Genomic DNA, 24,924 nt, shown 5'->3' with positions numbered 1-24,924 from the left:
CGACCGGTTGTTTTGGCCGGACAGAAAAGAAATCCCCTCCTTGAACAGCTGACCAAGAGGGGGATTTGCTGCCTACCATAATGAATGCCGGTCTGTTGAGAGCGGAGGGGCAGCGAGCCGCTCTTTTCGGAGGATGAACCGCTCTGCTTCGTAAATGCCATTGGCGATCGTTTTCGCCATATTCATGACAAGATGGAGGCGCGTATTTTGCAGGACGAAAAACTCCATAAACCCGCTGACATTGACAACCCCAGTAATATGGGCGTCGCCGACGGGAAGGAGCTGTTTGTTGACCCCAGCCCCAGGGCGGACCGGTCCTTTGGCAATCGTGATGGCGCCGACGCTTTTCAGCCGCCCGAGGCAGGCATCGACCGCGATCATGAACGGATCGTGATGAATGAGTCGAATGGCTTCTACCTTTTCTTCCAAATTAACGGCATGGATGGGTTCTTCGAGTGTTCCGTACACGTGGAAGCGAGCCAACGGCTTCTCTTTGAGCATCGTGCCGACGAGCGGTCCAAGCGAATCGCCGGTCGAGCGGTCTGTGCCGATGCAAACGATAGCGACCGGCTGAACGAGCGGGTCGGGAAGCAGTGAGGCGACCCGCCAAGCGATCGACGACACCGCCCCTTGCTCATCGTAAAACACGCGGTCCCTTTCCTCCTTGGACGAGAAAAATATCGATGGTATACTCATTCGCTTCACTCCTACTTTCGTTTCAAAAGTATTAACAGTATACGGAAAATAAAAGAATGATATACATTTCATTGTTCGTTTTCTTGCCTTTTCTTCGCGATAACGGGATATCGGGCTACAAATCAGCGGCCGGTCTTGTTAAAATAAAAGCGCAGAACAAGAAAAAAGATTGAGGTGTCGCCAACGTTGAACACGATGGAAAAAACGATGAGCCGATTGTTCGCATTTTTGATAGATGAGAAATTGTGGCTCCAGATCGGAAAAGGGACGCTGAAGATTGTTCTGATCCTACTCATATGCGCCATTGCGGTGAAAGTGTTGAAAATTGCCGTTCATAACATGTTCAAAGTGCGACAGAAGGCGCCGATCCGCATTTCCGAACGGCGGGAGGCGACGCTCGTTCGGCTGCTCGACAACGTCATTACGTACGTACTATATTTTATTGCGCTCTTGATGATTTTAGATACGTTTGGCGTTCCCGTCAAAGCGCTGCTCGCCGGGGCTGGGGTCGTCGGGCTGGCCGTGGGTTTTGGCGCACAAAGCTTAGTGAAAGACATCATCACTGGATTTTTCATCATTTTTGAAGACCAGTTTGCGGTCGGCGATTATGTGCGCATCGGCAATTTTGAAGGGTATGTTGAAACGATTGGGCTTCGGGTGACGAAAATTAAAAGTTGGACCGGGGAAGTGCACATTTTGCCAAACGGCAGCATCACTCAAGTGACGAACTATTCACTGCACAACAGCCTCGCTGTCGTTGACGTCAGCATCGCCTATGAAGAAGACATTGAAGAGGCGGAGAAAGCCATCCGCGAGCTTCTTCCGCAGCTGCCGGCGAAGTATGAAGACATGGTCGCCCCGCCGGAATTGCTTGGCGTGCAAAATTTAGCCAGCTCAGAAGTCGTATTGCGCATCACGTGCGAAACGAAGCCGATGCGCCATCTGGCGGTCGCTCGGGCGATCCGCAAGGAAGTGAAGTTGCTGTTGGACGAACGGGGAATCGAAACCCCATACCCGCGGCTTGTGCTGCATCGCCGCGACGGACAAGAGCAGCCGGAGGCAAAGCCGCAACGGGAGCAATCGTTGTCATAGGGAGGTGGATCGATGGAGGAGAAACAGTTCGGCCTATACGATATCGTCGAAATGAAAAAGCCGCACCCATGTGGAACGAATCGTTGGAAAGTGATCCGCTTGGGCGCTGACATCCGCATTAAATGCGAAGGGTGCGCCCATAGCGTTTTGTTGCCGCGCAAAGAGTTTATCCGCAAAATGAAAAAAGTGCTCGTCAAGCATGAAGAATAAGCAAATGAAGCATGGTGGCGAGGCCATGCTCTTTTGTTGCGAAGGGGAGGGAGAAAATGACGGGAACGACGCATGTAACATCATGTCCGCTCAACTGCTGGGACGTATGCGGGCTGAAGGTGACGGTGAACGAGGGGAAAGTCGTACGGGTTGACGGCGACGAACACCATCCCATCACGAAAGGGAACATTTGCGGACGCGGGCGGATGTTGAAAGAGCGGGTAAACGCCAAAGAACGCCTTCTCTATCCGTTGAAAAAAGTAAACGGGCAGTTCGTTCGCATTTCTTGGGAAGAGGCGCTTGATGACATCGCCGGGAAAATGCGGAAGTTGAAAGAACAATTTGGGCCGACAGCCGTGCTTCACAGCCATGATTACGCCAACAACGGGCTGCTGAAAAACCTGGACCGCCGTTTTTTTAATTGTTATGGTGGGGCAACAGAGCTTATCGGCAGCCTTTGCTGGGGCGCGGGCATTGAGGCGCAGACATGGGATTTTGGCAACGCCTACAGCCATGCGCCAGAAGATATCGACAACAGCCGCCACATCGTCATTTGGGGGCGAAACGTCGCCCGCACGAACATGCATTTATTCGAGCGGTTGCTTGCCGCGAAAAAACGCGGGGCGACCATTGTGGTCATCGATCCGCTGTTTGGCCCGACGGCGCGCATCGCCGATCAGTACGTATGCATCAAGCCGGGAATGGACGCTTTTTTGGCGATGGGCATTATGAAAGAGCTGCTTCGACTCGGGTTGGAGGACCGGGCCTTTATCAAGCAACACACAATTGGGTTTGATGATGTCAAACAACTATTGCAGACAATTTCGTTGGCGGAGATTGAGCGGCATACCGGTGTTAGCCGCGATCAAATGACGGAGCTGGCCCGGCTTTACGGGGACCGGCCGACCGCAACGTATCTTGGCCTTGGCATGCAACGCTATGCGAACGGCGGCAATACAATCCGATGGATCGATGCCCTTGTCGCCGCAAGCGGCAACGTTGGCATTCCGGGTGGAGGGGCGAATTTTGGCAACTTGCAGGTGGGCGAGTGTTTTGATAAAGCCGCATTGACGCTCCCAGAGCGGAAAACGGCATCGCGCACATGGACGATGATGAAGCAGGGAGAAGAGATATTGCGGGCGAATGATCCACCGATCGGCATGGTGATCGTCACGTGCGGCAACCCGCTCGCTCAAGTGCCGAACACGAACTTGATGAAAAAAGCGTTCGCTTCCGTTGAAACGGTGGTTGTGTTTGAGCAGTTCATGACCGATACGGCTGCCATGGCTGATTATGTTTTGCCAGTAGCGGCTTCGTTTGAAGAGGAAGACGTCTATTGTTCATCGATGTACCATGCGTATTTGAACTACGGGCCGAAGCTTGTCGACCCGCCGGGTGAGGCGAAGCCGGACTTGTGGATTTGGACGGAGCTGGCAAAAAGGCTCGGGTTTGGGGATGATTTTGCCTATACGCGTGAGCAGTTTCTTGCGATGGCGCTCCGGCCGTTGGAGCATCACGGCATTACGCTGAAGCGATTGAAAACAGAACACCGCGTCCTTTTGCCTGTCGAACCGGTGCCATGGCGCGACCGCCGGTTTCAAACGCCAAGCGGAAAATACGAATTTACGTCAACCATCGCCAAGCAAAAAGGGATGGACGGCCGGCTGCAAATCATGTATCCGGCCGAATCGGAGGAGTCCAATCCGGCACTAGCCGCCAAATATCCGTATCGGCTGTTGACGATCCATCCGCTCCGTTCGAATCATTCGCAACATTATCCGCTCATCCCAGCGCTTCAGACAGTCCGCATTGAGGTAGCGGCTGATGTTGCTGCGGCAAAAGGTCTTGCCGATGGCGACCGGGCGCTTGTTTACAACGACCGTGGATCGCTCGTGGGAACGGTCAAGATGCTTGATGGCGCCTACCCAGGCACGATCAACATTGACGAAGGACAATGGGGAGTGTTCGGCGGGCCGGTCAACGTCCTCACGTCCGATTTGGAGTCGGATAACGGCTGCGGCAGCACGCTGTATGACTGTTTGGTCAATATTGAAAAAGTCACGTCGGAAGCAAAGTAAGCGGTTCACAGTTGCTTCGGATCAGTAGAAAAAAGATATGGTCGACGACAAAATGCGGTTTGAGGCTGTTGATCCGAAAAGATGATTTTGTCATCCAAGTGTTGGGAAAAGGGCGCAAACTTCCGCCTTTTTTGAAGCGGGTGGGAGAGGAAACATTCCCCGCTTGCGGCGCGCTTGTCATTTTCTTGGCCAGCCCATATAATGAGGAAAGATGTGAACGGGAAAGAGGAGTGGAACGAATGGGATTGACAGCAGGAATCGTCGGATTGCCGAACGTCGGCAAATCGACGCTGTTTAACGCCATTACAAAAGCAGGTGCTGAGTCAGCCAACTATCCGTTTTGCACAATTGAGCCGAACGTCGGTGTCGTCGAAGTGCCCGATGAGCGGCTCGATGTATTGACGGAAATGTTTCGGCCGAAGCGGACGGTGCCGACTGTTTTTGAATTTACCGATATCGCGGGCATCGTCAAAGGGGCGAGCAAAGGAGAGGGGCTTGGCAACAAGTTTTTGTCTCACATCCGCCAAGTCGATGCAATTTGCCAAGTCGTCCGCTGCTTCAGTGATGAAAACATCACCCACGTGGCGGGCAAAGTCGACCCGCTCGCCGATATCGAAACGATCAATTTGGAGCTCGTGTTGGCTGATTTGGAAACGATTGACAAACGAATCGAGCGGGTCGGCAAAATCGCCAAGCAAAAGGATAAAGAGGCGGCGTTTGAATACGACATTTTGCGGCGGTTGAAGGAGACGCTCGAAGCCGGCAAGCCGGCGCGCACACTCGAGTTCACTGATGAAGAGATGAAAATCGTCAAGCAGCTGCATTTGTTGACGATAAAGCCGATGCTTTACGTCGCCAATGTCGGCGAGGAAGATATCGCTGACTCTAGCGGCAATCCGTTTGTCAAGGACGTGCGCGAGTTTGCCAAGCGCGACAACGCTGAAGTCATTGTTGTCTGCGCCAAAATCGAAGAGGAAATCGCTGAGTTCAGCGATGAGGAAAAACGGCAATTTTTACAGGAGCTCGGCATCGAGCAGTCCGGCCTTGACCAACTTATCCGCGCCGCTTACAGCTTGCTCGGATTGGCGACGTTTTTCACCGCCGGCGAGCAGGAGGTGCGGGCGTGGACGTTCCGCAAAGGGATGAAAGCGCCGCAATGCGCCGGCATCATCCATTCCGACTTTGAGCGAGGGTTTATTCGCGCGGAAACGGTGTCGTACGATGACCTTGTCGCGGCTGGATCGATGGCGGCGGCGCGCGAAGCCGGAAAAGTGCGCTTGGAGGGAAAAGACTACGAAGTGCAAGACGGCGACATTATGCATTTCCGGTTCAACGTGTAACCATTGGTTCGAGGGCAGGGCGGATGCAGCAGGTCACGGCGTGGGGCCGTTTTTGGCTTGGCCATACGGATGGAAGATGTTTGCGCCGACGGAATGCGGCAAACTGCCTTGCTTATCGTTGTCGGTCATGGTATAATCAACAAATGTGAGTAATGGTGATTGCTCCTTGCTCTTCGAATGGAAGGGCCGCTTAGACCAAAAGGAGGTGACGAGCGTGAGAAAGTACGAAATCATGTACATCATCCGCCCGAACATGGACGATGAAGCGAGACAAGCTCTCGTGGAACGGTTCAACAACGTGTTGAAAGAAAACGGCGCGGAGATTACGAACGTGACGGATTGGGGCAAGCGCCGCTTAGCCTATGAAATTCAAAAATACCGCGACGGCTATTACATGATCGTCAATGTCGTATCGGAGCCGAAAGCGGTGCAAGAATTCGACCGCTTAGCGCGCATCAGCGAAGACATCATCCGTCATATCGTCGTCAAAGAAGAAGAATAATCTTTTCGACATGATGAAGAGGTGGTTCTGATGATTAACCGCGTCATTTTGGTCGGCAGGTTAACGAGAGATCCGGAGTTGCGTTACACTCCAAGCGGAGTGGCTGTTGCCACGTTTACGCTCGCGGTCAACCGTCCGTTTACAAATCAGCAGGGCGAGCGGGAAACGGATTTTATTCAGTGTGTCGTTTGGCGCCGCCAGGCGGAAAACGTCGCCAACTTTTTGAAAAAGGGGAGCTTGGCTGGTGTCGATGGCCGACTGCAAACCCGCAGCTATGAAAATCAAGAAGGTCGGCGCGTGTACGTGACGGAAGTGGTGGCTGATAGCGTCCAATTTCTTGAGCCGAAAGGAACGAGCGAGCAGCGAGGGGCAACAGCAGGCGGCTACTACGGGGATCCATTCCCATTCGGACAAGATCAGAACCACCGACATCCCGATGAAAAAGGGTTTGGCCGCATCGATGACGATCCTTTCGCCAATGACGGCCAGCCGATCGATATTTCTGATGATGATTTGCCGTTTTAATAAACAAGTCGCTTGAAGCCCCTGTCTTGAAGCAAAGCGCAGGCAGCGGGCCATTCCACCGATGAGGAAACGATGGCAACGGAAAGGAGGAAACAGCATGGCAGGACGGAAAGGCGGCCGCGGCAAACGCCGCAAAGTATGTTACTTCACGGCGAACAACATTACGCATATCGACTACAAAGATGTCGATTTGCTGAAAAAGTTCATTTCTGAACGCGGCAAAATTTTGCCGCGCCGTGTAACGGGAACGAGCGCGAAATATCAGCGCAAATTGACGGTCGCGATCAAACGCGCGCGCCAAATGGCGCTTCTGCCGTACGTTGCGGATGAGTGAGCCGAAAGCAAGCAGTAAGGGGGGATCCTTACTGCTTTTTTTATCTCCTCTGACTGAGCGGACTCCCACTCCCAAGCAGAGTGAAAGTGGGGAAGGAGGTCAAATCACCAAAAAAACAAAGAAAGGGGAACGTCCATTGCGAAAAACGCACGCCCTCACCGAAGCGGCGATTGAGCTCGCGCTGTTTGCTGTTTTGTTTTTGCTTGCGCTGTACGCGCCGGTCATTGGGATTGTCGCCGCTTTGTTTTTAGCGCTTCCGTTTATGGTGTTTACGATGCGCCATGGGTGGATTCCAGCTATGTTGCTGCTGGCGGCGGCCCTTGTCATCTCCGGTTTGATCGGCTCGCTTTTGTCGCTGCCGATGGCGCTTATGTTTGGCACCGTCGGCATGGCCGTCGGCGCGATGCTTTCGAAACAGAAAAACCGTTATCTTGTTCTTCTTGTCGGCGCGCTTGTATTTTTGGCGAATATCGTGCTTGATTACATCATCTCGATTCAATTTTTGCACGTCGATATGATCCAAGATACGCTTGCGCTCGTGCGAGAATCGTTTGACACGGCAATGAATCTAATGAAGGGAATGGGACAAGCGCCGCCTTTGGAGATGCAAAGGCAGTTCGAACAAGGGCTGAAGCTGATCGGCTATATGGTTCCGACGCTGTTTGTCATCGCTTCGTTTGCGCTGGCGTACGCGACGATCATCGTCTCGCTGCCGGTGATGAAGAGGCTGAAGCTGCCGGTCGGTTCATGGCCGCCGTTTCGCGAGCTTATGTGGCCGAAAACTGTATTGTGGTTGTATGTCTTCGTGCTCCTTCTCTCCTTGTTCCCGTTCAAAGAAGGATCGTTTGCCTATATCGCCGTGTTGAACTTATCGTATGTGTTGCAGCTGGCGATGATCGTGCAAGGATTTTCGTTTCTTTACTACGCCGCTTACAAAAAAGGGGTTGGCAAAGGTGTGGTGGCGGCAGGGACGGTTGTTTGCTTATTCCTGCCTTTTCTACTTTATCTTGTGGCGATATTCGGTATAATTGATTTAGGATTTGATTTGCGCCGCCGCATATGATAATTGGATCAGGCGAGTCATTTCTTCAGTGTAGGAGCTGACTTGAATGTCCCATTTTTATGAAAGGAAAGCGTATCGCTATCCGTTATATGCGTTAGCCGCCTTGGCGGTGCTTATGGCGATCGGCTTGTTTTACTTCCAATGGCTGCTTGGCCTCGTCGCCCTTCTTGGCGTCGGGTTTGTGCTTTATTATGTCATTGGGGCGCAACGCTCCTTGCATAAAGAGTTGGAGCACTATATTTCCAATTTGTCGCACCGGGTGAAAAAAGTAGGCGAGGAAGCGTTGATGCAAATGCCGATCGGCATTATGCTCATCGATGAAGGGGGAGAAATCGAGTGGTCGAACCGTTTTTTGGCCGCCTGCTTTAAGGAACAGACGCTTGTCGGCCGCTCTCTCGCCGAGCTTTCCGAATCGTTGGCCGCTTTTGTGAAAAGGGGAAAAACGGACGAAGAGATCGTCGAATTGAACGGAAAGCAACTGAAAGTGGTCATTCGCCGCTCGGAACGGCTTCTTTACTTTTTTGATGTTACGGAGCATTTGGAATTGAAGCGGCAGTACGAAGCGGAACGGCTGGTGCTCGCCATTATTTTTCTTGACAATTATGATGAAATTACGCAAGGGATGGACGATCAGGCAAAAAGCCAACTAAACAGCCTCGTCACTTCCGTGTTGAATCGGTGGGCGAACGACTATGGCATTTTTTTGAAGCGGACGTCATCCGACCGATTTATTGCCGTATTGAACGAACATATTCTTGGGCGGCTCGAGAAAAGCAAATTTTCCATTCTCGACGAAGTGCGAGAGCAGACGGCAAAACATCATGCCCAGCTGACGCTGAGCATCGGCATCGGCGCCGGCGTGTCCCAGCTCCCGGAGCTCGGGGCGCTCGCCCAATCAAGCTTGGACTTAGCGTTGGGGCGCGGGGGCGACCAGGTCGCGATTAAGCAAGGAAATGGAAAAGTGAAGTTTTACGGCGGCAAAACGAACCCGATGGAAAAGCGGACGCGCGTCCGCGCCCGCGTTATTTCCCATGCGCTTCGCGAACTGATTGCAGGAAGCGACAAAGTGCTCATCATGGGCCATAAATATCCCGATATGGACGCCATGGGAGCGGCGATCGGCGTTTTAAAAGTCGTCCAATCGAACCAAAAGGAAGGGTTTATCGTCGTCGATCCGGCCAAAACGGATGCCGGGGCGCAACGGTTGCTTGAGGAAATGAAAAAACATGCTGAATTATGGTCAAGATGCCTAAAGCCGGAGCAGGCGCTTGAGCTCGTCACCGAGGATACGCTTTTGATCGTCGTCGATACGCATCGTCCGTCGCTCGTCATTGAAGAGCGGCTATTGTATCGCACCGACCATATCGTCGTCATTGATCACCATCGCCGCGGCGAAGAGTTCATTGAGGCGCCGATTCTCGTCTATATGGAGCCTTATGCTTCTTCGACATCGGAACTCGTCACCGAGCTGTTAGAGTACCAACCGAAACGGATGAAGCTGACGATGCTCGAAGCGACCGCCCTGCTTGCCGGCATCGTCGTCGACACGAAAAGCTTTACGCTCCGCACCGGCTCGCGGACGTTCGACGCCGCGTCATACTTGCGCGCCCAAGGAGCGGATACGGTGCTTGTGCAAAAATTGCTGCGGGAAAGCATCGCCAACTACGTCAAACGGGCGAAATTGATCGAACGGGCGGTGATCGATGAGCATGGCATCGCCATCGCCAAAGGCGGCGAGAACGAGGTGCACGACCAAGTGTTGATTGCGCAAACGGCCGATACGCTTCTCACTTTAAGCAGCGTCGTTGCTTCGTTCGTCATTTCCAAGCGGTCCGACGGGACGGTCGGCATCAGCGCCCGCTCGCTCGGCGATGTCAACGTGCAAGTCATTATGGAACGGCTTGGTGGAGGCGGACATTTGACAAACGCCGCCGCCCAATTGTCCGAAGTGACGGTGGAAGAGGCGGAGCGGCAGCTGCGTGAAGCCATTCATGACTATTTCGAGGGGGGGAAGCCATCATGAAAGTCATTTTTTTAAAAGATGTGAAAGGAAAAGGGAAAAAAGGGGAAATCAAAGACGTCGCCGACGGTTACGCAAACAACTTTTTGTTCAAACAAGGGCTCGCCATTGAAGCGACGCCGGCGAACATCAAAGCGCTCGAGGCGCAAAAACAAAAAGAGCAGCGCCAAGCGGCGGAAGAATTGGCCAATGCGAGAAAACTGAAAGAAGAGCTCGAGAAGCTGACGGTGGAAATTCCGGCGAAAGCGGGCGAGGGAGGCCGTTTGTTTGGCTCGATCACGAGCAAGCAAATCGCTGAGGCGCTTCAGGCCCAGCACGGCTTGAAGCTTGACAAACGGAAAATCGAGCTTGCTGATGCCATTCGCTCCCTCGGATATACGAATGTGCCGGTGAAGCTCCATCCGGAAGTGACAGCGACCTTAAAAGTGCACGTCAAGGAACAAAAATAACGGTAGCGACGATGCCCCCGCCCGCTATGGCGGGGGCATTATCGACGGAAATGAAACGGGGGAAAAGGCGGTGAGACGATGAGCGAACTTTTTTCAGAACGAATTCCTCCGCAAAGCATTGAAGCCGAGCAGGCCGTGCTTGGCGCTGTGTTTTTGGATCCCACTGCGCTGACGCTCGCCTCGGAACGATTAATTCCCGAAGACTTCTACCGCGCGGCCCATCAAAAAATTTTCCACGCCATGCTTCGCGTCGCTGATAAAGGCGAGCCGGTCGATTTAGTGACGGTGACGGCGGAACTGGCCGCTTTGGAGCAGCTGGAGGAAGTGGGCGGTGTCTCCTACTTAAGCGAGCTTGCTGATTCTGTGCCGACAGCGGCCAACGTCGAATACTACGCCCGCATTGTGGAAGAAAAATCATTGCTTCGCCGCCTCATTCGCACGGCGACATCGATTGCCCAAGATGGCTATACAAGGGAAGATGAAATTGACGTTTTGCTCGATGAAGCGGAACGGAAAATTATGGAGGTTTCCCAACGGAAACATTCAGGCACCTTTAAAAATATTAAAGATGTTCTCGTACAGACGTATGACAACATTGAAATGCTCCATAACCGGAACGGGGACATCACCGGCATCCCGACCGGATTCACGGAACTCGACCGGATGACGTCCGGATTTCAGCGCAGCGACTTGATTATCGTCGCCGCCCGGCCATCGGTCGGGAAGACGGCATTCGCATTAAACATCGCCCAAAATGTGGCGACGAAGACGAACGAAAATGTCGCGATTTTCAGCTTGGAAATGAGCGCCCAGCAGCTTGTGATGCGGATGCTTTGCGCCGAAGGCAACATCAACGCCCAAAACTTGCGCACTGGCAAGCTGACGCCGGAAGATTGGGGCAAGCTGACGATGGCGATGGGCAGTTTGTCAAACGCCGGCATTTATATTGACGATACGCCGAGCATCCGCGTCAGCGACATTCGCGCCAAATGCCGCCGCTTGAAACAGGAAAGCGGCCTCGGCATGGTGGTGATCGATTATTTGCAGCTCATTCAAGGAAGTGGGCGCAACCGGGAAAACCGCCAGCAGGAAGTGTCGGAAATCTCCCGTTCGTTAAAGGCGCTCGCCCGCGAGCTCGAAGTGCCGGTCATTGCTTTGTCACAGCTGTCGCGCAGCGTTGAGCAGCGCCAGGACAAGCGGCCGATGATGTCCGATCTTCGCGAATCGGGGAGCATTGAGCAAGACGCTGATATCGTCGCCTTTTTGTATCGCGACGACTACTACAACAAAGATTCCGAGAACAAAAACATCATCGAAATCATTATCGCCAAACAGCGGAACGGCCCGGTCGGGACGGTGCAGCTCGCCTTTATTAAAGAGTACAATAAATTCGTCAACTTAGAGCGCCGTTTCGATGAGGCGCAAATTCCACCGGGGGCGTAAGACGGACCGCGCTGCCGGCGTCGAGCGCCTTTTTGTTCTTTTGGTCTTTGACTATTTCCCCGTTTACACCCGCGGCGTTGAAGAGGGAGCCTTCCTGATCATTAATAAACGAATAAAAAAGACGATATTTTCTTTTAATGTTCGTGTTTAATTGACTTTATGGCTGAAAACTGGTACACTGACAATGTTTAGACCGAGGAAACTGGAGGTGCTCGCCATGTCGTCAGTCGTTGTTGTCGGCACGCAATGGGGCGATGAAGGAAAAGGGAAAATTACAGACTTTTTATCGGAAAACGCGGAAGTCATTGCCCGGTACCAGGGAGGGAACAACGCCGGACACACGATCGTGTTTAACGGGGAGCGGTATAAGCTTCACTTAATCCCGTCGGGCATTTTTTATAAAGACAAAATTTGCGTCATCGGCAACGGCATGGTCATTGATCCGAAAGCGCTTGTCGCCGAGCTTTCCTATTTGCATGAGCGCGGCGTTTCGACCGATAATTTGCGCATCAGCAACCGCGCCCATGTCATTTTGCCGTATCATTTGAAATTGGACGGACTCGAGGAAGAGCGGAAAGGCGCCAATAAAATCGGCACGACAAAAAAAGGAATCGGGCCGGCGTACATGGATAAAGCGGCGCGAATCGGCATCCGCATCATCGATTTGCTCGACCGCGATGTGTTCGCGGAAAAGCTGGCCCGCAACTTGGAAGAGAAAAACATGTTGTTCGAAAAAGTGTACGGTACCGAAGGGTTCCGCTTCGAGGACATTTTTGAAGAGTATTACGAGTACGGCCAGCAAATCGCCCAATACGTCTGTGACACATCTGTCGTATTGAACAATGCGCTCGATGAAGGGCGCCGCGTCTTGTTCGAAGGAGCGCAAGGCGTCATGCTTGATATTGACCAAGGAACGTATCCGTTTGTCACGTCGTCGAATCCAGTCGCTGGCGGGGTCACGATCGGCGCCGGTGTTGGGCCGACGAAAATCAAGCATGTCGTCGGGGTGGCGAAAGCCTATACGACGCGCGTCGGCGACGGGCCGTTCCCGACAGAGCTGCACGATGAAATCGGCGACCGCATTCGCGAAGTCGGCCGCGAGTATGGGACGACGACCGGCCGTCCGCGCCGCGTCGGTTGGTTTGACAGTGTTGTTGTCCGTCATGCCCGCCGGGTGAGCGGCATTACGGACTTGTCGCTTAACTCGATCGACGTGTTGACTGGCATTGAAACGTTGAAAATTTGCGTCGCCTATCGCTACCGCGGCCAAGTGCTCGAAGAATTTCCAGCCAGCTTAAAAGTGTTGGCCGAATGCGAGCCGATCTATGAAGAACTTCCTGGCTGGACGGAAGATATCACCGGGGTGAAAAGTCTAGACGGGCTGCCGGCGAACGCCCGCCATTACGTCGAGCGCATTTCCCAGCTCACCGGCATCCCTCTTTCGATTTTCTCCGTCGGACCGGACCGTTCGCAAACGAACGTCGTCCGCAGCGTCTACGCGTAAGCGGCAACAGTGGACGGTGGCAGGCAGCGTATAAACAATGCAAACGACAGGCATAGATGCGCGCGCGTCTATGCTTTTTTCTTTGATCGGCTCCTCAAAATGGCAATCGGCAAAGGATGATTTCATGTTCATAACATGGTAAATTAGTAATGATAGGATTCCATCGCAAAAGGAAGGATGTGAGCGAGATGGAAAAACGCATTTTAGTCGTTGATGATGAAAAACCGATTGCCGATATTTTGCAATTTAATTTGCAAAAAGAAGGATATGAAGTCATTTGCGCCTACGACGGCGAAGAAGCGCTGCAAAAAGTCGAAGAAACGATGCCGGACTTGATTTTATTGGATATTATGCTGCCGCTGAAAGACGGCATGGAAGTATGCCGTGAAGTGCGGAAAAAGTATGATATGCCGATCATTATGCTGACAGCGAAAGATTCCGAGATTGATAAAGTGCTTGGGTTGGAGCTTGGTGCGGACGATTATGTGACAAAGCCGTTCAGCACGCGCGAGCTCCTGGCGCGGGTGAAGGCAAACTTGCGCCGCCATGCGCAAACGGCCAACCAAGAAGAAGGAGAAAACGAAACAAATGAAATTGTCATTGGCCCGCTCGTCATCCGTCCGGACGCATATGTCGTGCAAAAGAGGGGGGAAACGATTGAACTGACCCACCGCGAATTTGAACTGCTTCATTACTTAGCGAAACATATCGGCCAAGTGATGACGCGCGAGCATTTGCTGCAAACCGTCTGGGGCTACGATTACTATGGCGATGTGCGCACCGTGGACGTGACAGTAAGACGTCTGCGTGAAAAAATTGAGGACAACCCTTCCCACCCGAATTGGATCGTCACAAGACGGGGCGTCGGCTATTACTTGCGCAATCCCGAACAGGAGTCATGAGCCAGCATGAAAAAAGTAGGTCCATTCCGTTCGATTCATTTTAAGTTTGTCATCATTTATGTATTACTGATTCTCGTCGCCATGCAAATCATCGGCGTGTACTTCGTTCGCAAGCTGGAAACGGAGCTTGTGCAGAACTTTAAAAACTCATTAAACGAACGGGTGACGTTGCTCGCCTATAACGTCGAGCAGGCGATGAATCGGGAGCGCGATGAAAAAAGCCCGACATTGGAAGAAGACATCCGTTCGCTTCTTCATGATTTCGTTTCCCAAGACATTTCCGAAGTGCGCGTCATCGATGAGAAAGGGAAAGTGTTGGCAACGTCCAACCCGTATACGCAAAATATCGTCGGGAAGCGGACGACGGAAATTTACGTAAAACGTTCACTTGTTACGGGTGAAATGGTTGACCAGATGCTGCTCGATTCGAAAACAGGACATCGCATGTACATTTCGTCGACTCCGATCAAAACGAGCGGCGAAATCAAAGGTGTCATTTACGTCATCGCCTCGATGGAAAACGTCTTTTCGCAAATGCGGCAAATTAATATGATTTTGGCGACCGGGACGGGGATCGCTCTCGCCATTACCGCCGTGCTCGGCATTTTTTTGTCGCGCACGATCACCCGGCCGATTTCCGATATGCGCCGGCAAGCGCTGGCGATGACGAGGGGAGATTTCTCCCGCAAGGTCAAAGTGTACGGCTATGATGAAATCGGCCAATTGGCGATGACGTTCAATAACCTGACCAAAAAACTGCAGGAAGCGCAGGCGACGACGGAAGGGGAACGGCGCAAGCTCGAGTCCGTCTTGACGCATATGACGGATGGCGTCATTGCGACCGACCGTCGCGGGCGCGTCATTCTCATTAACGATGCAGCGTTAAACATTTTGAATGTTTCACGTGAAACAGTGCTGTCGAGTTCGATCGTCGACGTGCTTGGCATTGCCGACCAGTATACGTTTGAAACGTTGCTTGAGGAGCGCGATTCGCTCATTTTAGATTTCAGCACGGATGAGGAACTATATATTTTGCGCGCGTCGTTGTCGGTGATTCAAAAAGAGGGCGGATTTGTCAATGGGTTGATCGTCGTTTTGCACGACATTACCGAACAGGAAAAAATCGACCGCGAGCGGCGGCAGTTTGTCGCCAATGTGTCGCATGAATTGCGCACGCCGCTCACCACGATGAAAAGCTACTTAGAAGCGCTTGCTGACGGCGCTTGGCAAGATAAAGACATCGCGCCGAGGTTCATTCAAGTCGTGCAAAATGAAACGGAACGGATGATTCGGCTCGTCAACGACTTGCTCCATCTGTCCAAGCTCGACAGCAAAGACTACAAGCTGAAGAAAACGTGGATCAATTTTTCAGCCTATTTCCATAAAGTCATTGACCGATTTGAGTTGACGAAAAGCGACAACATCCGGTTCGTTCGCAAAATTCCGCGCGAGGCGATTTTTATTGAAGTTGATGAAGATAAAATTACGCAAGTGTTAGACAACATTATTTCGAACGCTTTGAAATACTCTCCGCAAGGCGGGACGATTACATTTCGCGTCCGCAAACTTTCTGATGAAATAATTGTCAGCGTCAGCGACGAAGGAGTCGGCATTCCGAAAGCCGACTTGGCAAAAATTTTCGAACGGTTTTACCGGGTCGACAAGGCCAGGTCGCGCAAATTGGGCGGTACGGGGCTTGGGCTGGCCATTGCCAAAGAAGTCGTTCTTGCCCATGGCGGGACGATTTGGGCAGAAAGCAAGGAGCATAAAGGAACGACGATTTATTTTACGCTGCCGCTAGAACGCGAGCAAAAGGATGACTGGTGCGATGTATGAAACGATCAAAACCATCGTGTTGACGTTGCTTGTGCTCATCAGCATTACCTTAACGTTTGCCTTATGGACATATCATCCGAAATACGACGTGTTGCAAAACGACGAATACATTCAACACGTCTCCGTGAGCAATACGCAAGTGGATACAGCGATGGTCGTGCAGCCAAAGCAGATTCTCATTCATAAAAACGGCGTCCCCTATGCTGTGACGAAAGACGAAGAGAAAAATGAAGTGCTGAAAGAAATGAGAAGATGGACGCTTGACGATTTCGAAGATGTTTCGTCTTCTGTTCCGCAAGGGAAGTTTTTATCGTTTTTAAATGGCAAAGAGCGGCTTGAGATCATTTACCCCGATGAGGTGCCGATCGACATATACCGATTGATTTTCACGATCGATGACAGGGGGCTCGACGGCTTGGCGTTTGACCGCCTGCTCGTCCCGCTCGGCGGGAAGGACGAGTTCCCCATCTACTTCATCGCGACCGACAAGCGCAAAATTTACAAAGCGATTGCCAGCGATGCCTCCTTATCGGCGATCGGCCGGCTGGCGAAAGAAACGAGCCATTTTCCGCGTTATTTCGCTTATCCGGTCAGCGAAACGAAGCAGTTGTATTTGCCGGAAAAAGAAGTGGTGCTCAGCAGTCTGCAATATTATACCGACGAGCTGGACGCAGACAAGTTTAAAGAAGCGCTCTTTAGCGATCCAAGCTTTGTCAAAAAAGATTTGATTCCGTTTGGCGAAGAATATACAGACGGTTCGCGGCTGATGGACGTCGATTTTCTTCAACGGATGCTGCTGTATGTGAATCCAGCGGCGCGCGTCTCGAATATGGGACAAACAGAGCAAGAAACCCATATCATCCAAAAAAGCATTGATTTCGTCAATGAGCATGGCGGTTGGACGGATCTGTATCATTTCGCCCGCTGGAGCGAGGAGGATCGAAAAGTCACGTTCCGGCTTGTCGTCAACGGCTATCCAGTCTTTAATGAATACGGCATGTCAGAAATCGTGGAGACGTGGGGAGCGTCCGATTTGATGAAATACCAGCGTCCGCTCTTCCGCCTTGAAATCGCGGATCGCAACCGCACACCAAAAACGCTGCCGTCCGGCCATGAGGTCGTCAACTGGTTCGAACAGACGAAAGGCGTTCGCAAATCGCTCATCAAAGATATCGCCATCGGCTATGAGCTCATCAAAGATCCCGAGCGGGAAAAAGTCATCCGCCTTGAACCGGCATGGTTCTACTTGTACGGACAAACGTGGAAAAAGGTGGACACGAGCGATGAGGCGGGAGGAGGGGGAACAAATGGACTGGAGTAAAACGAAGACGATTTTTATTATCGTGTTCCTCATCCTCGACTGCTTTTTAGGCTATCAGTTTATGGAAAAACGAAACAGCAGCCAGCTCGATGTCATTTTGGAAACGACGATTGAAGAGCAGCTTGAGGCGAACGGCATTACGTATGTGGATCTGCCGAAAGAAGTGACGAAAGCGGCGTATGTCAGCGGCAAAAGCCGCTCATTCACCATGGCGGATGTAAAAAAGCTGCCCGGGCAAAAAGTGAAAATCGAAGGAGAAACGAAAGTCAAAGGGACGTTCATCGATCCGGTTGCGCTGCCGATTGACGATCCATACCAGTTGCGTGAGTTTTTGCAGCGCTACATCATCGGCGGCGGGCAATATGCCTTTTGGTCGTTTGATGAAAAACAAGGAATCTTGACCTGCTACCAAGTGTATGACGGTAAGATGATTTACGGCAATGAAAACAGCAAGCTCGTCATCCATGTCAACGGGAGACGGGAAGCGCTGTCGTATGAACAGACGATGCTCAGCGACTTGGAAAAGTACGAGCGGAAGCAAGATATCGTCCCGGCGATTAAAGCCATTGAGACGTTGTACCGAAAAGGGCATTTGCAGCCGGGCGACCGCGTCACAAAAGTGGAGCTTGGCTATTACGGGCTTGTTCAATTTACTGCATCCCAAGTGTTGACTCCAACTTGGCATATTGTTGTCAATCGGAAGGAAGACTATTTCGTCAATGCGTTTGAAGGGCAAGTGATCAATGATCAAGGAAATGTGCTGGAGTGAAAGAACATGACGATGCGATTTAGTGTGCTGGCCAGCGGCAGCACCGGCAACGCCTTTTACATTGAGACAGACCGCCAGCGCCTGCTTGTTGACGCCGGTTTGAGCGGCAAGCAGCTTGAGGAGTTGTTTGCTGAGATCGGCCGCCATCCAAAGCAGCTTGATGCGCTGCTTGTCACCCATGAACATAGCGACCATATTAAAGGGCTCGGGGTGCTTGCCCGCAAGTATCGGCTGCCGGTGTATGCCAATGAAAAAACGTGGCGGGCGATGGAACAAGCGGTCGGCGACATTCCGCCCGAGCAAAAATTTGTCTTTCCGCTCGGCGCGGTAAGGACGTTCGGCGATGTTGACGTCGAATCGTTCGGCGTCTCTCACGACGCCGCCGAGCCGATGTTTTACGTTTTCCACTATGAAGGGAAAAAGCTTGCGTTGCTCACCGATACCGGCTATGTGAGCGAGCGGATCAAAAAGACGATTGAAAACGCGGATGTGTTCGTGTTTGAAAGCAATCATGACGTCGGCATGCTGCGGATGGGGAGATATCCATGGAGCGTCAAGCGCCGCATTTTAAGCGATGTCGGCCATATTTCGAATGAGGAAGCGGGTTTGGCGCTTGCTGACGTGATCGGCGACCGGACAAAGCAAATTTATTTGGCCCATTTGAGCCAAGATAACAATATGAAAGAGCTGGCGCGCATGACCGTGACGCAAGTGTTGGAACAGAAAGGCTTAGCGGTCGGCGCCCGCTTTCGTTTGTATGATACCGATCCGCGTCGGGCGACGGCACTAGCGTATGTATAAAGCCCGTTTTGCCGAAACTGAGGGAGACACATTTGTTGGATTTTTTCTCCTGTTCATGATTATAATGAGGGATGGAGACGAATGTGGAAAGGAGGGTGAGCATGGGATACTACGACGACCATTATGAGCCGTACGAACAAACGAGGAGGAAGCGGCGCAGCGGATCGTTTGTTTCCGCGCTTGTCGGCGCCGTGTTAGGAGGGCTGCTCGTCCTCATGTCCATTCCGGCGCTTTCCCGTTGGGATATCCTCCCGTATGATGTTGTGCCGAATCAAAGAGCAGAGGAAGAGCCAAAAACAGAGGAAAATGGAACTACACCGATTCGGCAGAGTGTTTCCGTAGATGTGACGACGGCGGTGACAAAGGCGATCGACCAAGTGTCGGATGCGGTTGTCGGCGTTGTCAACATTCAAGAAGCCAGCTTCTGGTCGCAAGGAGGCGAGGCTGGCGTCGGATCGGGCGTCATTTACAAGAAAGCGGGAGGCCGGGCGTTTATCGTCACGAACCATCATGTTGTTGAAAACGCCAGTCAGCTCGAAGTGAGCCTCAAAGATGGGACGAGAGTGCCGGCGAAGTTGCTGGGCAGCGATGTGCTTATGGATTTAGCCGTCTTGGAAATTGACGCGAAGCATGTGAAAAAAGTCGCCCAGTTCGGCAACTCCGATACAGTGAAGCCAGGCGAGCCGGTCATTGCCATCGGCAACCCGCTCGGCTTGCAGTTTGCCGGCTCGGTGACACAAGGCATTATTTCCGGAACGAACCGGACGGTTGAAGTCGATTTGGACCAAGACGGCGCTCCAGACTGGAATGCAGAAGTATTGCAGACAGATGCGGCGATCAACCCGGGCAACAGCGGCGGCGCTCTCGTCAATATCAAAGGGCAAGTCATCGGCATCAACTCGATGAAAATCGCCCAAGAGGCGGTTGAAGGCATCGGGTTCGCGATCCCGATCAACACGGCCATTCCGATCATTTCGGACTTGGAAAAATACGGACAAGTGCGCCGTCCGTATATGGGCGTTGAACTTCGCTCGCTGAGCGACATCCCATCGTACCATTTGCAGGCGACGCTCCATTTGCCGCCGAACGTAACGGAAGGAGCGGCGGTCATTCAAGTCGTGCCGATGTCGCCGGCCGCACAGGCGGGCTTAAAACAGTTTGATGTCATCGTGGCGCTTGACGGCGAAAAAATCCGCAACGTGCTTGATTTGCGCAAATATTTGTATACGAAAAAATCGATCGGTGACCGGATGGAAGTCACGTTTTATCGTGATGGGAAAAAACGCACGGTCACGATGAAGCTGGCGCGCGAGTCGTATTAAACGAAAGCGGATGGAGGGAGCGGAAACGCTCCTTCTTTTTTCCACAAGGAAAGGGGCGAGAATGATGATATTCACATGTGAAGAACATGTCGACATCGCCATTGATCAATATGTAGATGAAACGGAACAGGCGCCGGATCTCCTGCCTGTGGACAACAGCGAAAAACAGTGCTATTTTTGCTCGAAACAAGCTGTATATGTCGTAGGAGGATAACAGTTTTTTCACAACATGTGGATATGTGTTGTGTATATGTGGATAAATCTTGTTGATAAGCTGTTTATAAGGCAGGGGTTGTTTGTGCATATTTCCATTGTCGCTGTGGGTAAATTGAAGGAAAAATATTTAATCGCTGGAATTAATGAATATACAAAGCGTCTGTCCGCATACGCCAAAATCGACATCATCGAAGTCGCTGATGAAAAAACGCCGGAGCGGGCGAGCGAACTTGAGGAGGAACAAATCAAAGAGCGCGAGGGAGGACGGCTGCTGGCGAAAATTCCGCATGACGCCCACGTCATCGCGCTCGCGATTGAAGGGAAGATGAAATCGTCCGAGCAATTCGCCGCCCGTCTCGATGAGCTCGCCACCTACGGCAAAAGCAAAGTGGTGTTCGTCATCGGCGGCTCGCTTGGCTTAAGCAAACAAGTGATGGCGCGCGCCGATGAGACGCTGTCGTTTTCGAAAATGACGTTTCCACACCAGCTGATGCGCCTCATTTTGCTCGAGCAGATTTATCGTGCGTTTCGCATTAACCGCGGGGAACCGTATCATAAGTAAGGGAAATTTCCGTTTATTTACTAATTGAACTGCTTCACCTTAGGTTGCGCTAAGGAAAAGTCAAGGGAGAGCCGCCTAATTTATGCAACTCCCCCGCATTGGGCTGATACTTTATTTTTGCCGCTTTCTTTCGAACGGAGCAATAAATGGTCGGCATAAATGTACGCTTTTTCAATTGACATCGTTCCTTCTGCTTGACAAAAGTAAAGACCGAACGACGACGTATAGGCAATGGGACGTTTCGCCGCCATATAATCGACCAACACGGTGCTGCGGCGCACTGCTTCTCGAATCTCCTCGACAAGCCGGACGCTCTCTTCAAACGTGCGATTACGCAAAAACATCGTAAATTCTTCACCGCCGCTGCGGAACAAAAAATCGCCCTCTTTGAGAAACTGTTTCAAGGTTGAGGCGAAATGGCGGATCACCTCGTCGCCGACGGCATGGTTATACGTGTCGTTGATCGTTTTAAAATTGTCGATATCGGCGACGACGACGCCAATCCATTCACCGGATCCGTTTAGCTTGGCGATCGTTTGATCCATGTAGGCGCGGTTATGGATGCCGGTCAAAAAGTCGGTGTAGGCCATTTTTTCGAAGTGGTCGCGTTCTAGTTTATGCTGGATGCTTTGCGATTTGGAAAAAAACGAGCGGCTGACGAAGTAATTCAGCAAAAATAAGCTCAAAAGCATATCCCACCGCTGTTCTTGCAAAAAGAGAAATAACAGACCGTTTGTCAGCGCCGTTTTTCCCATGTCCATCCAGCTTCTCGTCTTAATAAAATCCAACGCCTCGCGCTGTGTCTGAATGTCGCCGGTTATATAAAAAATGATGATCAGGCAACAGTCAGTCAAAAAGGAAACGACGATGACGAGCAGGAATAAAAGCAGCCAGAAGCCAATGAACGGAATAGACTGAAACAGCGGACCAAGGAGATCGTATAAGGCAAACGCGAGCGAATTGAACGTCACAAACGAACCAATGTTGTACAATGTGTGCAGCCATTCATCGGGTTCCGCTGTTTTCAAATATTTTTTGGCTATATGTTCAGTCAAGCGAAACAACGCTTCAAAGATAAACAGCCCGAACGGGCCGGCAAATAAGCAGAAGGATAAACTGTAGTTAATGCCGTAATCAACGGGAATATTGTTTTTCGTTTTGTCTATGACGCGCAAGTGTGAATACAAGCTGGAAAACAGCCAATAAAACAGCAAAGCGATGACATAGGTGCGATCGAAGAAAGGCGGCTTTGACACAAACACAACAGCAATGGACGCGGAAAAAACAGCAAAAATAATCGGTCGTGCTCGGAGTAACATCTCGGCTCTCTCTCCTATAAATCTGACCTCTGACAACTTCGTCGTTGATGAAGTGATTCCAAAAAGAGGAAGACCGCTCACATGCCAGTGGCTTTCAGCAAAAATACGGATTATAGCAGACGATGGCGAACGGTGAATTTGGAAACCGTCTTTTTTATAGAATCAACATGTTCCCAATTGGAACAAACGAACATATGGTTATATCTATTATAGTACTATATACATAATTGTGAAAATAGACAAAATGGCATTGTTTTTCGCTTTTTTTCCACAAAATTTGACACATGAGGAGGGAAAAAGAATGAAAATCGTTATTGCTCCTGATTCATTTAAAGAAAGCCTTTCTGCGCTCGAAGTCGCCGAGGCGGTCGAGCGTGGGTTTCGCACGGTGTTTCCGGAGGCGGAATACGTTAAGGTGCCGATGGCCGACGGCGGGGAAGGGACGGTGCGGTCGCTCGTTGATGCGACCGGCGGCCGCATCGTCGAAACGGAAGTGACCGGGCCGCTCGGCGAGCCGGTGCGGGCGTTTTTTGGTTTGCTTGGCGATGGGAAGACGGCGGTGATTGAGATGGCCGCCGCCTCAGGGCTGCACCTTGTCCCGCGCGACCGGCGCAATCCATTGGTGACGACGACGCGAGGGACAGGGGAGTTGATCCTTGCAGCGCTGGATGCCGGTGCCACCCACCTCATCATCGGCATTGGCGGCAGCGCGACGAACGACGGTGGGGCCGGCATGGTGCAGGCGCTCGGGGGAAGGCTTTTGGACGAAGACGGCTGCGACATCGGTCCGGGCGGCGGCGCGCTGGCCGATTTGCATGCGATTGACCTTTCCGGTCTCGACCCGCGTCTTGGGGGAGTCCGCATTGACGTGGCGTGCGACGTCGACAACCCGCTTACCGGTCCGAACGGAGCGTCGGCCATTTTCGGTCCGCAAAAGGGGGCGACACCGGACATGGTCGCGGTTCTTGACCGGAACTTGGCGCACTATGCCGACGTCATCCGACGTGATCTCGGCAAACAAGTCGGCGACATCCCGGGAGCGGGTGCGGCCGGCGGGTTGGGGGCGGGACTGCTCGCGTTTCTCCCGGCCGAGCTAAAGCGCGGCGTGGAGATTGTGATCGAGACGGTTCAGCTCGCGGAGCGCGTCAAAGACGCTGACTTGGTCATCACCGGCGAAGGGCGGATTGACGGACAGACGGTGTTCGGCAAAACGCCGATCGGCGTTGCCAAGACAGCGAAACAGTTCGGCGTCCCCGTCATCGGCATCGCCGGGTCGTTGGGCGACGACAGCGCGGTCGTCTTAGACCATGGCATTGACGCCCTCTTTACAATTGTTCCCGGCGTCATTCCGCTCGAGAAAGCGTTGGAGCAGGCGGAACAGTATGTGACGCAAACGGCGCGGCATATTGCGTACGTATACCGTCTTGGCCAACTAGGAAAACAATCCCCCCGTTAATATTTTCGACAAAAAGAAGGGGCTGACCCAAAAAGGCGACGCCCCTTAAATCGAACACAATTTGGTCATTTTGCTGCTTATGGCAATGAGAACGAGTGTCCCGAACCTTTGGGACACCCGCGTTTATTTGCCTTTCCGTGGCCACGACGCGATCGCTTGGAGGGAGCCGCGAATGGTGAAACGGCCGAATTGATGCGGCAAAATGAAATGGTCGCCCCGGCGAAGCGGGTATGTCTGTCCTTCGCGGACGAGCTCACCTTCGCCTTTTAGGATGCTGACGATGAGAAACGGTTTCGTCTGTTCTGACGCGAACGCGTCATGGACGTCCCATTTTTGGACGCCGAAGTAGTCTCCTTCCACGAAGGTCGTCACCGTCGCGCCGGGAAATTCGGCGACATGGGGGTGGACATCGATGTCGCGATGCGGGACGGTCGTGACGTCAATCGCTTTCTCGAGATGAAGCTCGCGCTTCCGCCCTTGGCTGTCGACGCGGTCGTAATCGTAGACGCGGTAGGTTGTATCTGAGCTTTGCTGCGTCTCAAGGACGAGCGTCCCTTCGCAAAGGGCGTGGATCGTGCCGCTTGGGACATAGAAGAAGTCGCCGGGGCGGATCGGCACTTTCCGAAGTAAACGATCCCATTCCCCCGCTTCCATCATCGCGCGCAGCTCTCCTTTCGTTTCTGCATAATGGCCGTAAATCAACTGAGCGCCCGGCTTGCAGTCGATGATGTACCAACACTCCGTTTTGCCGAGTTCTCCGCCTTCATGCGTTTTGGCGTATTCATCGTCCGGGTGGACTTGGACTGACAAGTCGGCGTTGGCGTCCAAAATTTTGGTCAACAGCGGGAAGCGGTCAGACGGGAAGTGGCCGAACAAATCGCGGCGTTCCTCCCATAATTGTCCGAGCGTCATCCCGGCAAACGGTCCGCGGGCGACGACCGTCTGCCCGTGCGGATGGGCGGACACCGCCCAGCATTCCCCTGTTTGCGAAGACGGAATGTCGTAGCCGAATCGTTCGGCGAGCTTCGTGCCGCCCCAAATCCGTTCTTGGAAGACAGGGGTGAGAAAAATCGGTTCAAGGTCCATGCGTCATCCCTCCCGAAAACATCATACAACATGCAGTCCACTCTCATTTTCATCTTATCATGAAATGCGCTATCGGCA

The 24,924-nt window shown here is 52.3% G+C and carries 24 protein-coding genes; 21 read left to right on the top strand and 3 right to left on the bottom strand.

Annotation, left to right across the window (positions count from 1 at the left end; all coding sequences use genetic code 11):
• Window positions 1–72 precede the first annotated feature (72 nt).
• Window positions 73–696, bottom strand: a complete 624-nt coding sequence (gene yyaC, locus GHH_RS17655; protein ID WP_015376128.1) for a spore protease YyaC — start codon at window positions 694–696, stop codon at window positions 73–75.
• Window positions 697–882: 186 nt separating this feature from the next.
• On the opposite strand from yyaC, the gene GHH_RS17650 reads away from it, so the two are divergent.
• The 20 genes from GHH_RS17650 to rlmH all read left to right on the top strand — a co-directional run bounded on the left by GHH_RS17650 (window position 883) and on the right by rlmH (window position 20,985).
• A complete protein-coding gene (locus tag GHH_RS17650; protein ID WP_013524883.1) occupies window positions 883–1,788 on the top strand; it encodes a mechanosensitive ion channel family protein in 906 nt (301 codons plus the stop codon).
• A 12-nt stretch (window positions 1,789–1,800) separates the two neighbouring features.
• Entirely contained in the window at window positions 1,801–1,998 is a 198-nt protein-coding gene (locus GHH_RS17645; RefSeq protein WP_011232948.1) for a DUF951 domain-containing protein, read from the top strand.
• Window positions 1,999–2,054: 56 nt separating this feature from the next.
• Window positions 2,055–4,076, top strand: a complete 2,022-nt coding sequence (locus GHH_RS17640; protein WP_013524882.1) for a molybdopterin-dependent oxidoreductase — start codon at window positions 2,055–2,057, stop codon at window positions 4,074–4,076.
• A 239-nt stretch (window positions 4,077–4,315) separates the two neighbouring features.
• Window positions 4,316–5,416, top strand: coding sequence for a redox-regulated ATPase YchF (gene ychF / locus GHH_RS17635; protein WP_015376127.1), 1,101 nt, complete (start codon window positions 4,316–4,318; stop codon window positions 5,414–5,416).
• 214 nt (window positions 5,417–5,630) lie between these two features.
• Window positions 5,631–5,918 carry a 30S ribosomal protein S6 gene (gene rpsF / locus GHH_RS17630; protein WP_011232945.1) on the top strand — a complete coding sequence of 96 codons (288 nt, stop codon included), beginning with the start codon at window positions 5,631–5,633 and terminating at the stop codon, window positions 5,916–5,918.
• A gap of 30 nt (window positions 5,919–5,948) precedes the next feature.
• Complete coding sequence (gene ssb / locus GHH_RS17625) at window positions 5,949–6,443, top strand: single-stranded DNA-binding protein (RefSeq protein ID WP_015376126.1); 495 nt, start codon at window positions 5,949–5,951, stop codon at window positions 6,441–6,443.
• Between the two features lie 97 nt (window positions 6,444–6,540).
• On the top strand, window positions 6,541–6,777 hold the full coding sequence (gene rpsR, locus GHH_RS17620) for a 30S ribosomal protein S18 (protein WP_008880812.1): 237 nt from the start codon (window positions 6,541–6,543) through the stop codon (window positions 6,775–6,777).
• A gap of 136 nt (window positions 6,778–6,913) precedes the next feature.
• A complete protein-coding gene (locus GHH_RS17615; RefSeq protein ID WP_011232943.1) occupies window positions 6,914–7,840 on the top strand; it encodes a YybS family protein in 927 nt (308 codons plus the stop codon).
• 46 nt (window positions 7,841–7,886) lie between these two features.
• Window positions 7,887–9,863 carry a DHH family phosphoesterase gene (locus GHH_RS17610; protein WP_015376125.1) on the top strand — a complete coding sequence of 659 codons (1,977 nt, stop codon included), beginning with the start codon at window positions 7,887–7,889 and terminating at the stop codon, window positions 9,861–9,863.
• The gene (gene rplI / locus GHH_RS17605; protein WP_015376124.1) at window positions 9,860–10,309 is read left to right on the top strand and encodes a 50S ribosomal protein L9; all 450 of its coding nucleotides are present in this window, start codon (window positions 9,860–9,862) and stop codon (window positions 10,307–10,309) included. The genes GHH_RS17610 and rplI overlap by 4 nt, the downstream gene beginning before the upstream one ends.
• Window positions 10,310–10,387: 78 nt before the next feature.
• Window positions 10,388–11,752 carry a replicative DNA helicase gene (gene dnaB, locus GHH_RS17600; protein ID WP_013146699.1) on the top strand — a complete coding sequence of 455 codons (1,365 nt, stop codon included), beginning with the start codon at window positions 10,388–10,390 and terminating at the stop codon, window positions 11,750–11,752.
• Window positions 11,753–11,969: 217 nt separating this feature from the next.
• Window positions 11,970–13,256, top strand: coding sequence for an adenylosuccinate synthase (locus GHH_RS17595; RefSeq protein WP_015376123.1), 1,287 nt, complete (start codon window positions 11,970–11,972; stop codon window positions 13,254–13,256).
• Window positions 13,257–13,444: 188 nt separating this feature from the next.
• The gene (yycF, locus tag GHH_RS17590) at window positions 13,445–14,158 is read left to right on the top strand and encodes a response regulator YycF (RefSeq protein WP_011232938.1); all 714 of its coding nucleotides are present in this window, start codon (window positions 13,445–13,447) and stop codon (window positions 14,156–14,158) included.
• A gap of 6 nt (window positions 14,159–14,164) precedes the next feature.
• Window positions 14,165–15,994 carry a cell wall metabolism sensor histidine kinase WalK gene (gene walK, locus GHH_RS17585; protein WP_015376122.1) on the top strand — a complete coding sequence of 610 codons (1,830 nt, stop codon included), beginning with the start codon at window positions 14,165–14,167 and terminating at the stop codon, window positions 15,992–15,994.
• On the top strand, window positions 15,987–17,315 hold the full coding sequence (locus tag GHH_RS17580; protein WP_015376121.1) for a YycH family regulatory protein: 1,329 nt from the start codon (window positions 15,987–15,989) through the stop codon (window positions 17,313–17,315). Before walK ends, GHH_RS17580 begins: the two co-directional genes overlap by 8 nt.
• Entirely contained in the window at window positions 17,302–18,084 is a 783-nt protein-coding gene (locus GHH_RS17575) for a two-component system regulatory protein YycI (protein WP_013146696.1), read from the top strand. The genes GHH_RS17580 and GHH_RS17575 overlap by 14 nt, the downstream gene beginning before the upstream one ends.
• Window positions 18,085–18,090: 6 nt before the next feature.
• The gene (locus tag GHH_RS17570) at window positions 18,091–18,885 is read left to right on the top strand and encodes an MBL fold metallo-hydrolase (RefSeq protein ID WP_013146695.1); all 795 of its coding nucleotides are present in this window, start codon (window positions 18,091–18,093) and stop codon (window positions 18,883–18,885) included.
• A gap of 101 nt (window positions 18,886–18,986) precedes the next feature.
• On the top strand, window positions 18,987–20,207 hold the full coding sequence (locus tag GHH_RS17565; protein ID WP_015376120.1) for a S1C family serine protease: 1,221 nt from the start codon (window positions 18,987–18,989) through the stop codon (window positions 20,205–20,207).
• A gap of 61 nt (window positions 20,208–20,268) precedes the next feature.
• Window positions 20,269–20,421 carry a CxxH/CxxC protein gene (locus GHH_RS18660; protein ID WP_011232932.1) on the top strand — a complete coding sequence of 51 codons (153 nt, stop codon included), beginning with the start codon at window positions 20,269–20,271 and terminating at the stop codon, window positions 20,419–20,421.
• Between the two features lie 84 nt (window positions 20,422–20,505).
• Window positions 20,506–20,985 (top strand): 23S rRNA (pseudouridine(1915)-N(3))-methyltransferase RlmH, encoded by a 480-nt coding sequence (gene rlmH, locus GHH_RS17560; RefSeq protein WP_041468625.1) that lies wholly within the window; start codon window positions 20,506–20,508, stop codon window positions 20,983–20,985.
• 80 nt (window positions 20,986–21,065) lie between these two features.
• Here rlmH and GHH_RS17555 read toward each other — a convergent pair whose 3' ends face one another.
• Window positions 21,066–22,304 (bottom strand): GGDEF domain-containing protein, encoded by a 1,239-nt coding sequence (locus GHH_RS17555; protein ID WP_013146692.1) that lies wholly within the window; start codon window positions 22,302–22,304, stop codon window positions 21,066–21,068.
• Between the two features lie 301 nt (window positions 22,305–22,605).
• On the opposite strand from GHH_RS17555, the gene GHH_RS17550 reads away from it, so the two are divergent.
• Window positions 22,606–23,760, top strand: a complete 1,155-nt coding sequence (locus GHH_RS17550) for a glycerate kinase (RefSeq protein WP_015376119.1) — start codon at window positions 22,606–22,608, stop codon at window positions 23,758–23,760.
• A 123-nt stretch (window positions 23,761–23,883) separates the two neighbouring features.
• On the opposite strand, the gene manA is transcribed toward GHH_RS17550, so the two are convergent.
• Window positions 23,884–24,846, bottom strand: a complete 963-nt coding sequence (manA, locus tag GHH_RS17545; RefSeq protein WP_015376118.1) for a mannose-6-phosphate isomerase, class I — start codon at window positions 24,844–24,846, stop codon at window positions 23,884–23,886.
• Window positions 24,847–24,924: the final 78 nt, after the last annotated feature.

The organism is Geobacillus sp. GHH01 (assembly GCF_000336445.1).
Taxonomy (GTDB): Bacteria; Bacillota; Bacilli; order Bacillales; family Anoxybacillaceae; genus Geobacillus; species Geobacillus zalihae.
Note: the sequence above shows the minus strand (reverse complement) of the source record. Positions and strands in the feature narration are given on the sequence as shown.

Bases quoted from the DNA above. Each gene is read 5' to 3' on its own strand.
- yyaC (WP_015376128.1), bottom strand. From the start codon at position 696: ATGAGTATACCATCGATATTTTTCTCGTCCAAGGAGGAAAGGGACCGC.
- GHH_RS17645 (WP_011232948.1), top strand. From the start codon at position 1,801: ATGGAGGAGAAACAGTTCGGCCTATACGATATCGTCGAAATGAAAAAG.
- GHH_RS17640 (WP_013524882.1), top strand. From the start codon at position 2,055: ATGACGGGAACGACGCATGTAACATCATGTCCGCTCAACTGCTGGGAC.
- ychF (WP_015376127.1), top strand. From the start codon at position 4,316: ATGGGATTGACAGCAGGAATCGTCGGATTGCCGAACGTCGGCAAATCG.
- ssb (WP_015376126.1), top strand. From the start codon at position 5,949: ATGATTAACCGCGTCATTTTGGTCGGCAGGTTAACGAGAGATCCGGAG.
- rpsR (WP_008880812.1), top strand. From the start codon at position 6,541: ATGGCAGGACGGAAAGGCGGCCGCGGCAAACGCCGCAAAGTATGTTAC.
- GHH_RS17610 (WP_015376125.1), top strand. From the start codon at position 7,887: ATGTCCCATTTTTATGAAAGGAAAGCGTATCGCTATCCGTTATATGCG.
- rplI (WP_015376124.1), top strand. From the start codon at position 9,860: ATGAAAGTCATTTTTTTAAAAGATGTGAAAGGAAAAGGGAAAAAAGGG.
- dnaB (WP_013146699.1), top strand. From the start codon at position 10,388: ATGAGCGAACTTTTTTCAGAACGAATTCCTCCGCAAAGCATTGAAGCC.
- GHH_RS17595 (WP_015376123.1), top strand. From the start codon at position 11,970: ATGTCGTCAGTCGTTGTTGTCGGCACGCAATGGGGCGATGAAGGAAAA.
- yycF (WP_011232938.1), top strand. From the start codon at position 13,445: ATGGAAAAACGCATTTTAGTCGTTGATGATGAAAAACCGATTGCCGAT.
- walK (WP_015376122.1), top strand. From the start codon at position 14,165: ATGAAAAAAGTAGGTCCATTCCGTTCGATTCATTTTAAGTTTGTCATC.
- GHH_RS17580 (WP_015376121.1), top strand. From the start codon at position 15,987: ATGTATGAAACGATCAAAACCATCGTGTTGACGTTGCTTGTGCTCATC.
- GHH_RS17575 (WP_013146696.1), top strand. From the start codon at position 17,302: ATGGACTGGAGTAAAACGAAGACGATTTTTATTATCGTGTTCCTCATC.
- GHH_RS17570 (WP_013146695.1), top strand. From the start codon at position 18,091: ATGACGATGCGATTTAGTGTGCTGGCCAGCGGCAGCACCGGCAACGCC.
- GHH_RS17565 (WP_015376120.1), top strand. From the start codon at position 18,987: ATGGGATACTACGACGACCATTATGAGCCGTACGAACAAACGAGGAGG.
- GHH_RS18660 (WP_011232932.1), top strand. From the start codon at position 20,269: ATGATGATATTCACATGTGAAGAACATGTCGACATCGCCATTGATCAA.
- GHH_RS17555 (WP_013146692.1), bottom strand. From the start codon at position 22,304: ATGTTACTCCGAGCACGACCGATTATTTTTGCTGTTTTTTCCGCGTCC.
- GHH_RS17550 (WP_015376119.1), top strand. From the start codon at position 22,606: ATGAAAATCGTTATTGCTCCTGATTCATTTAAAGAAAGCCTTTCTGCG.
- manA (WP_015376118.1), bottom strand. From the start codon at position 24,846: ATGGACCTTGAACCGATTTTTCTCACCCCTGTCTTCCAAGAACGGATT.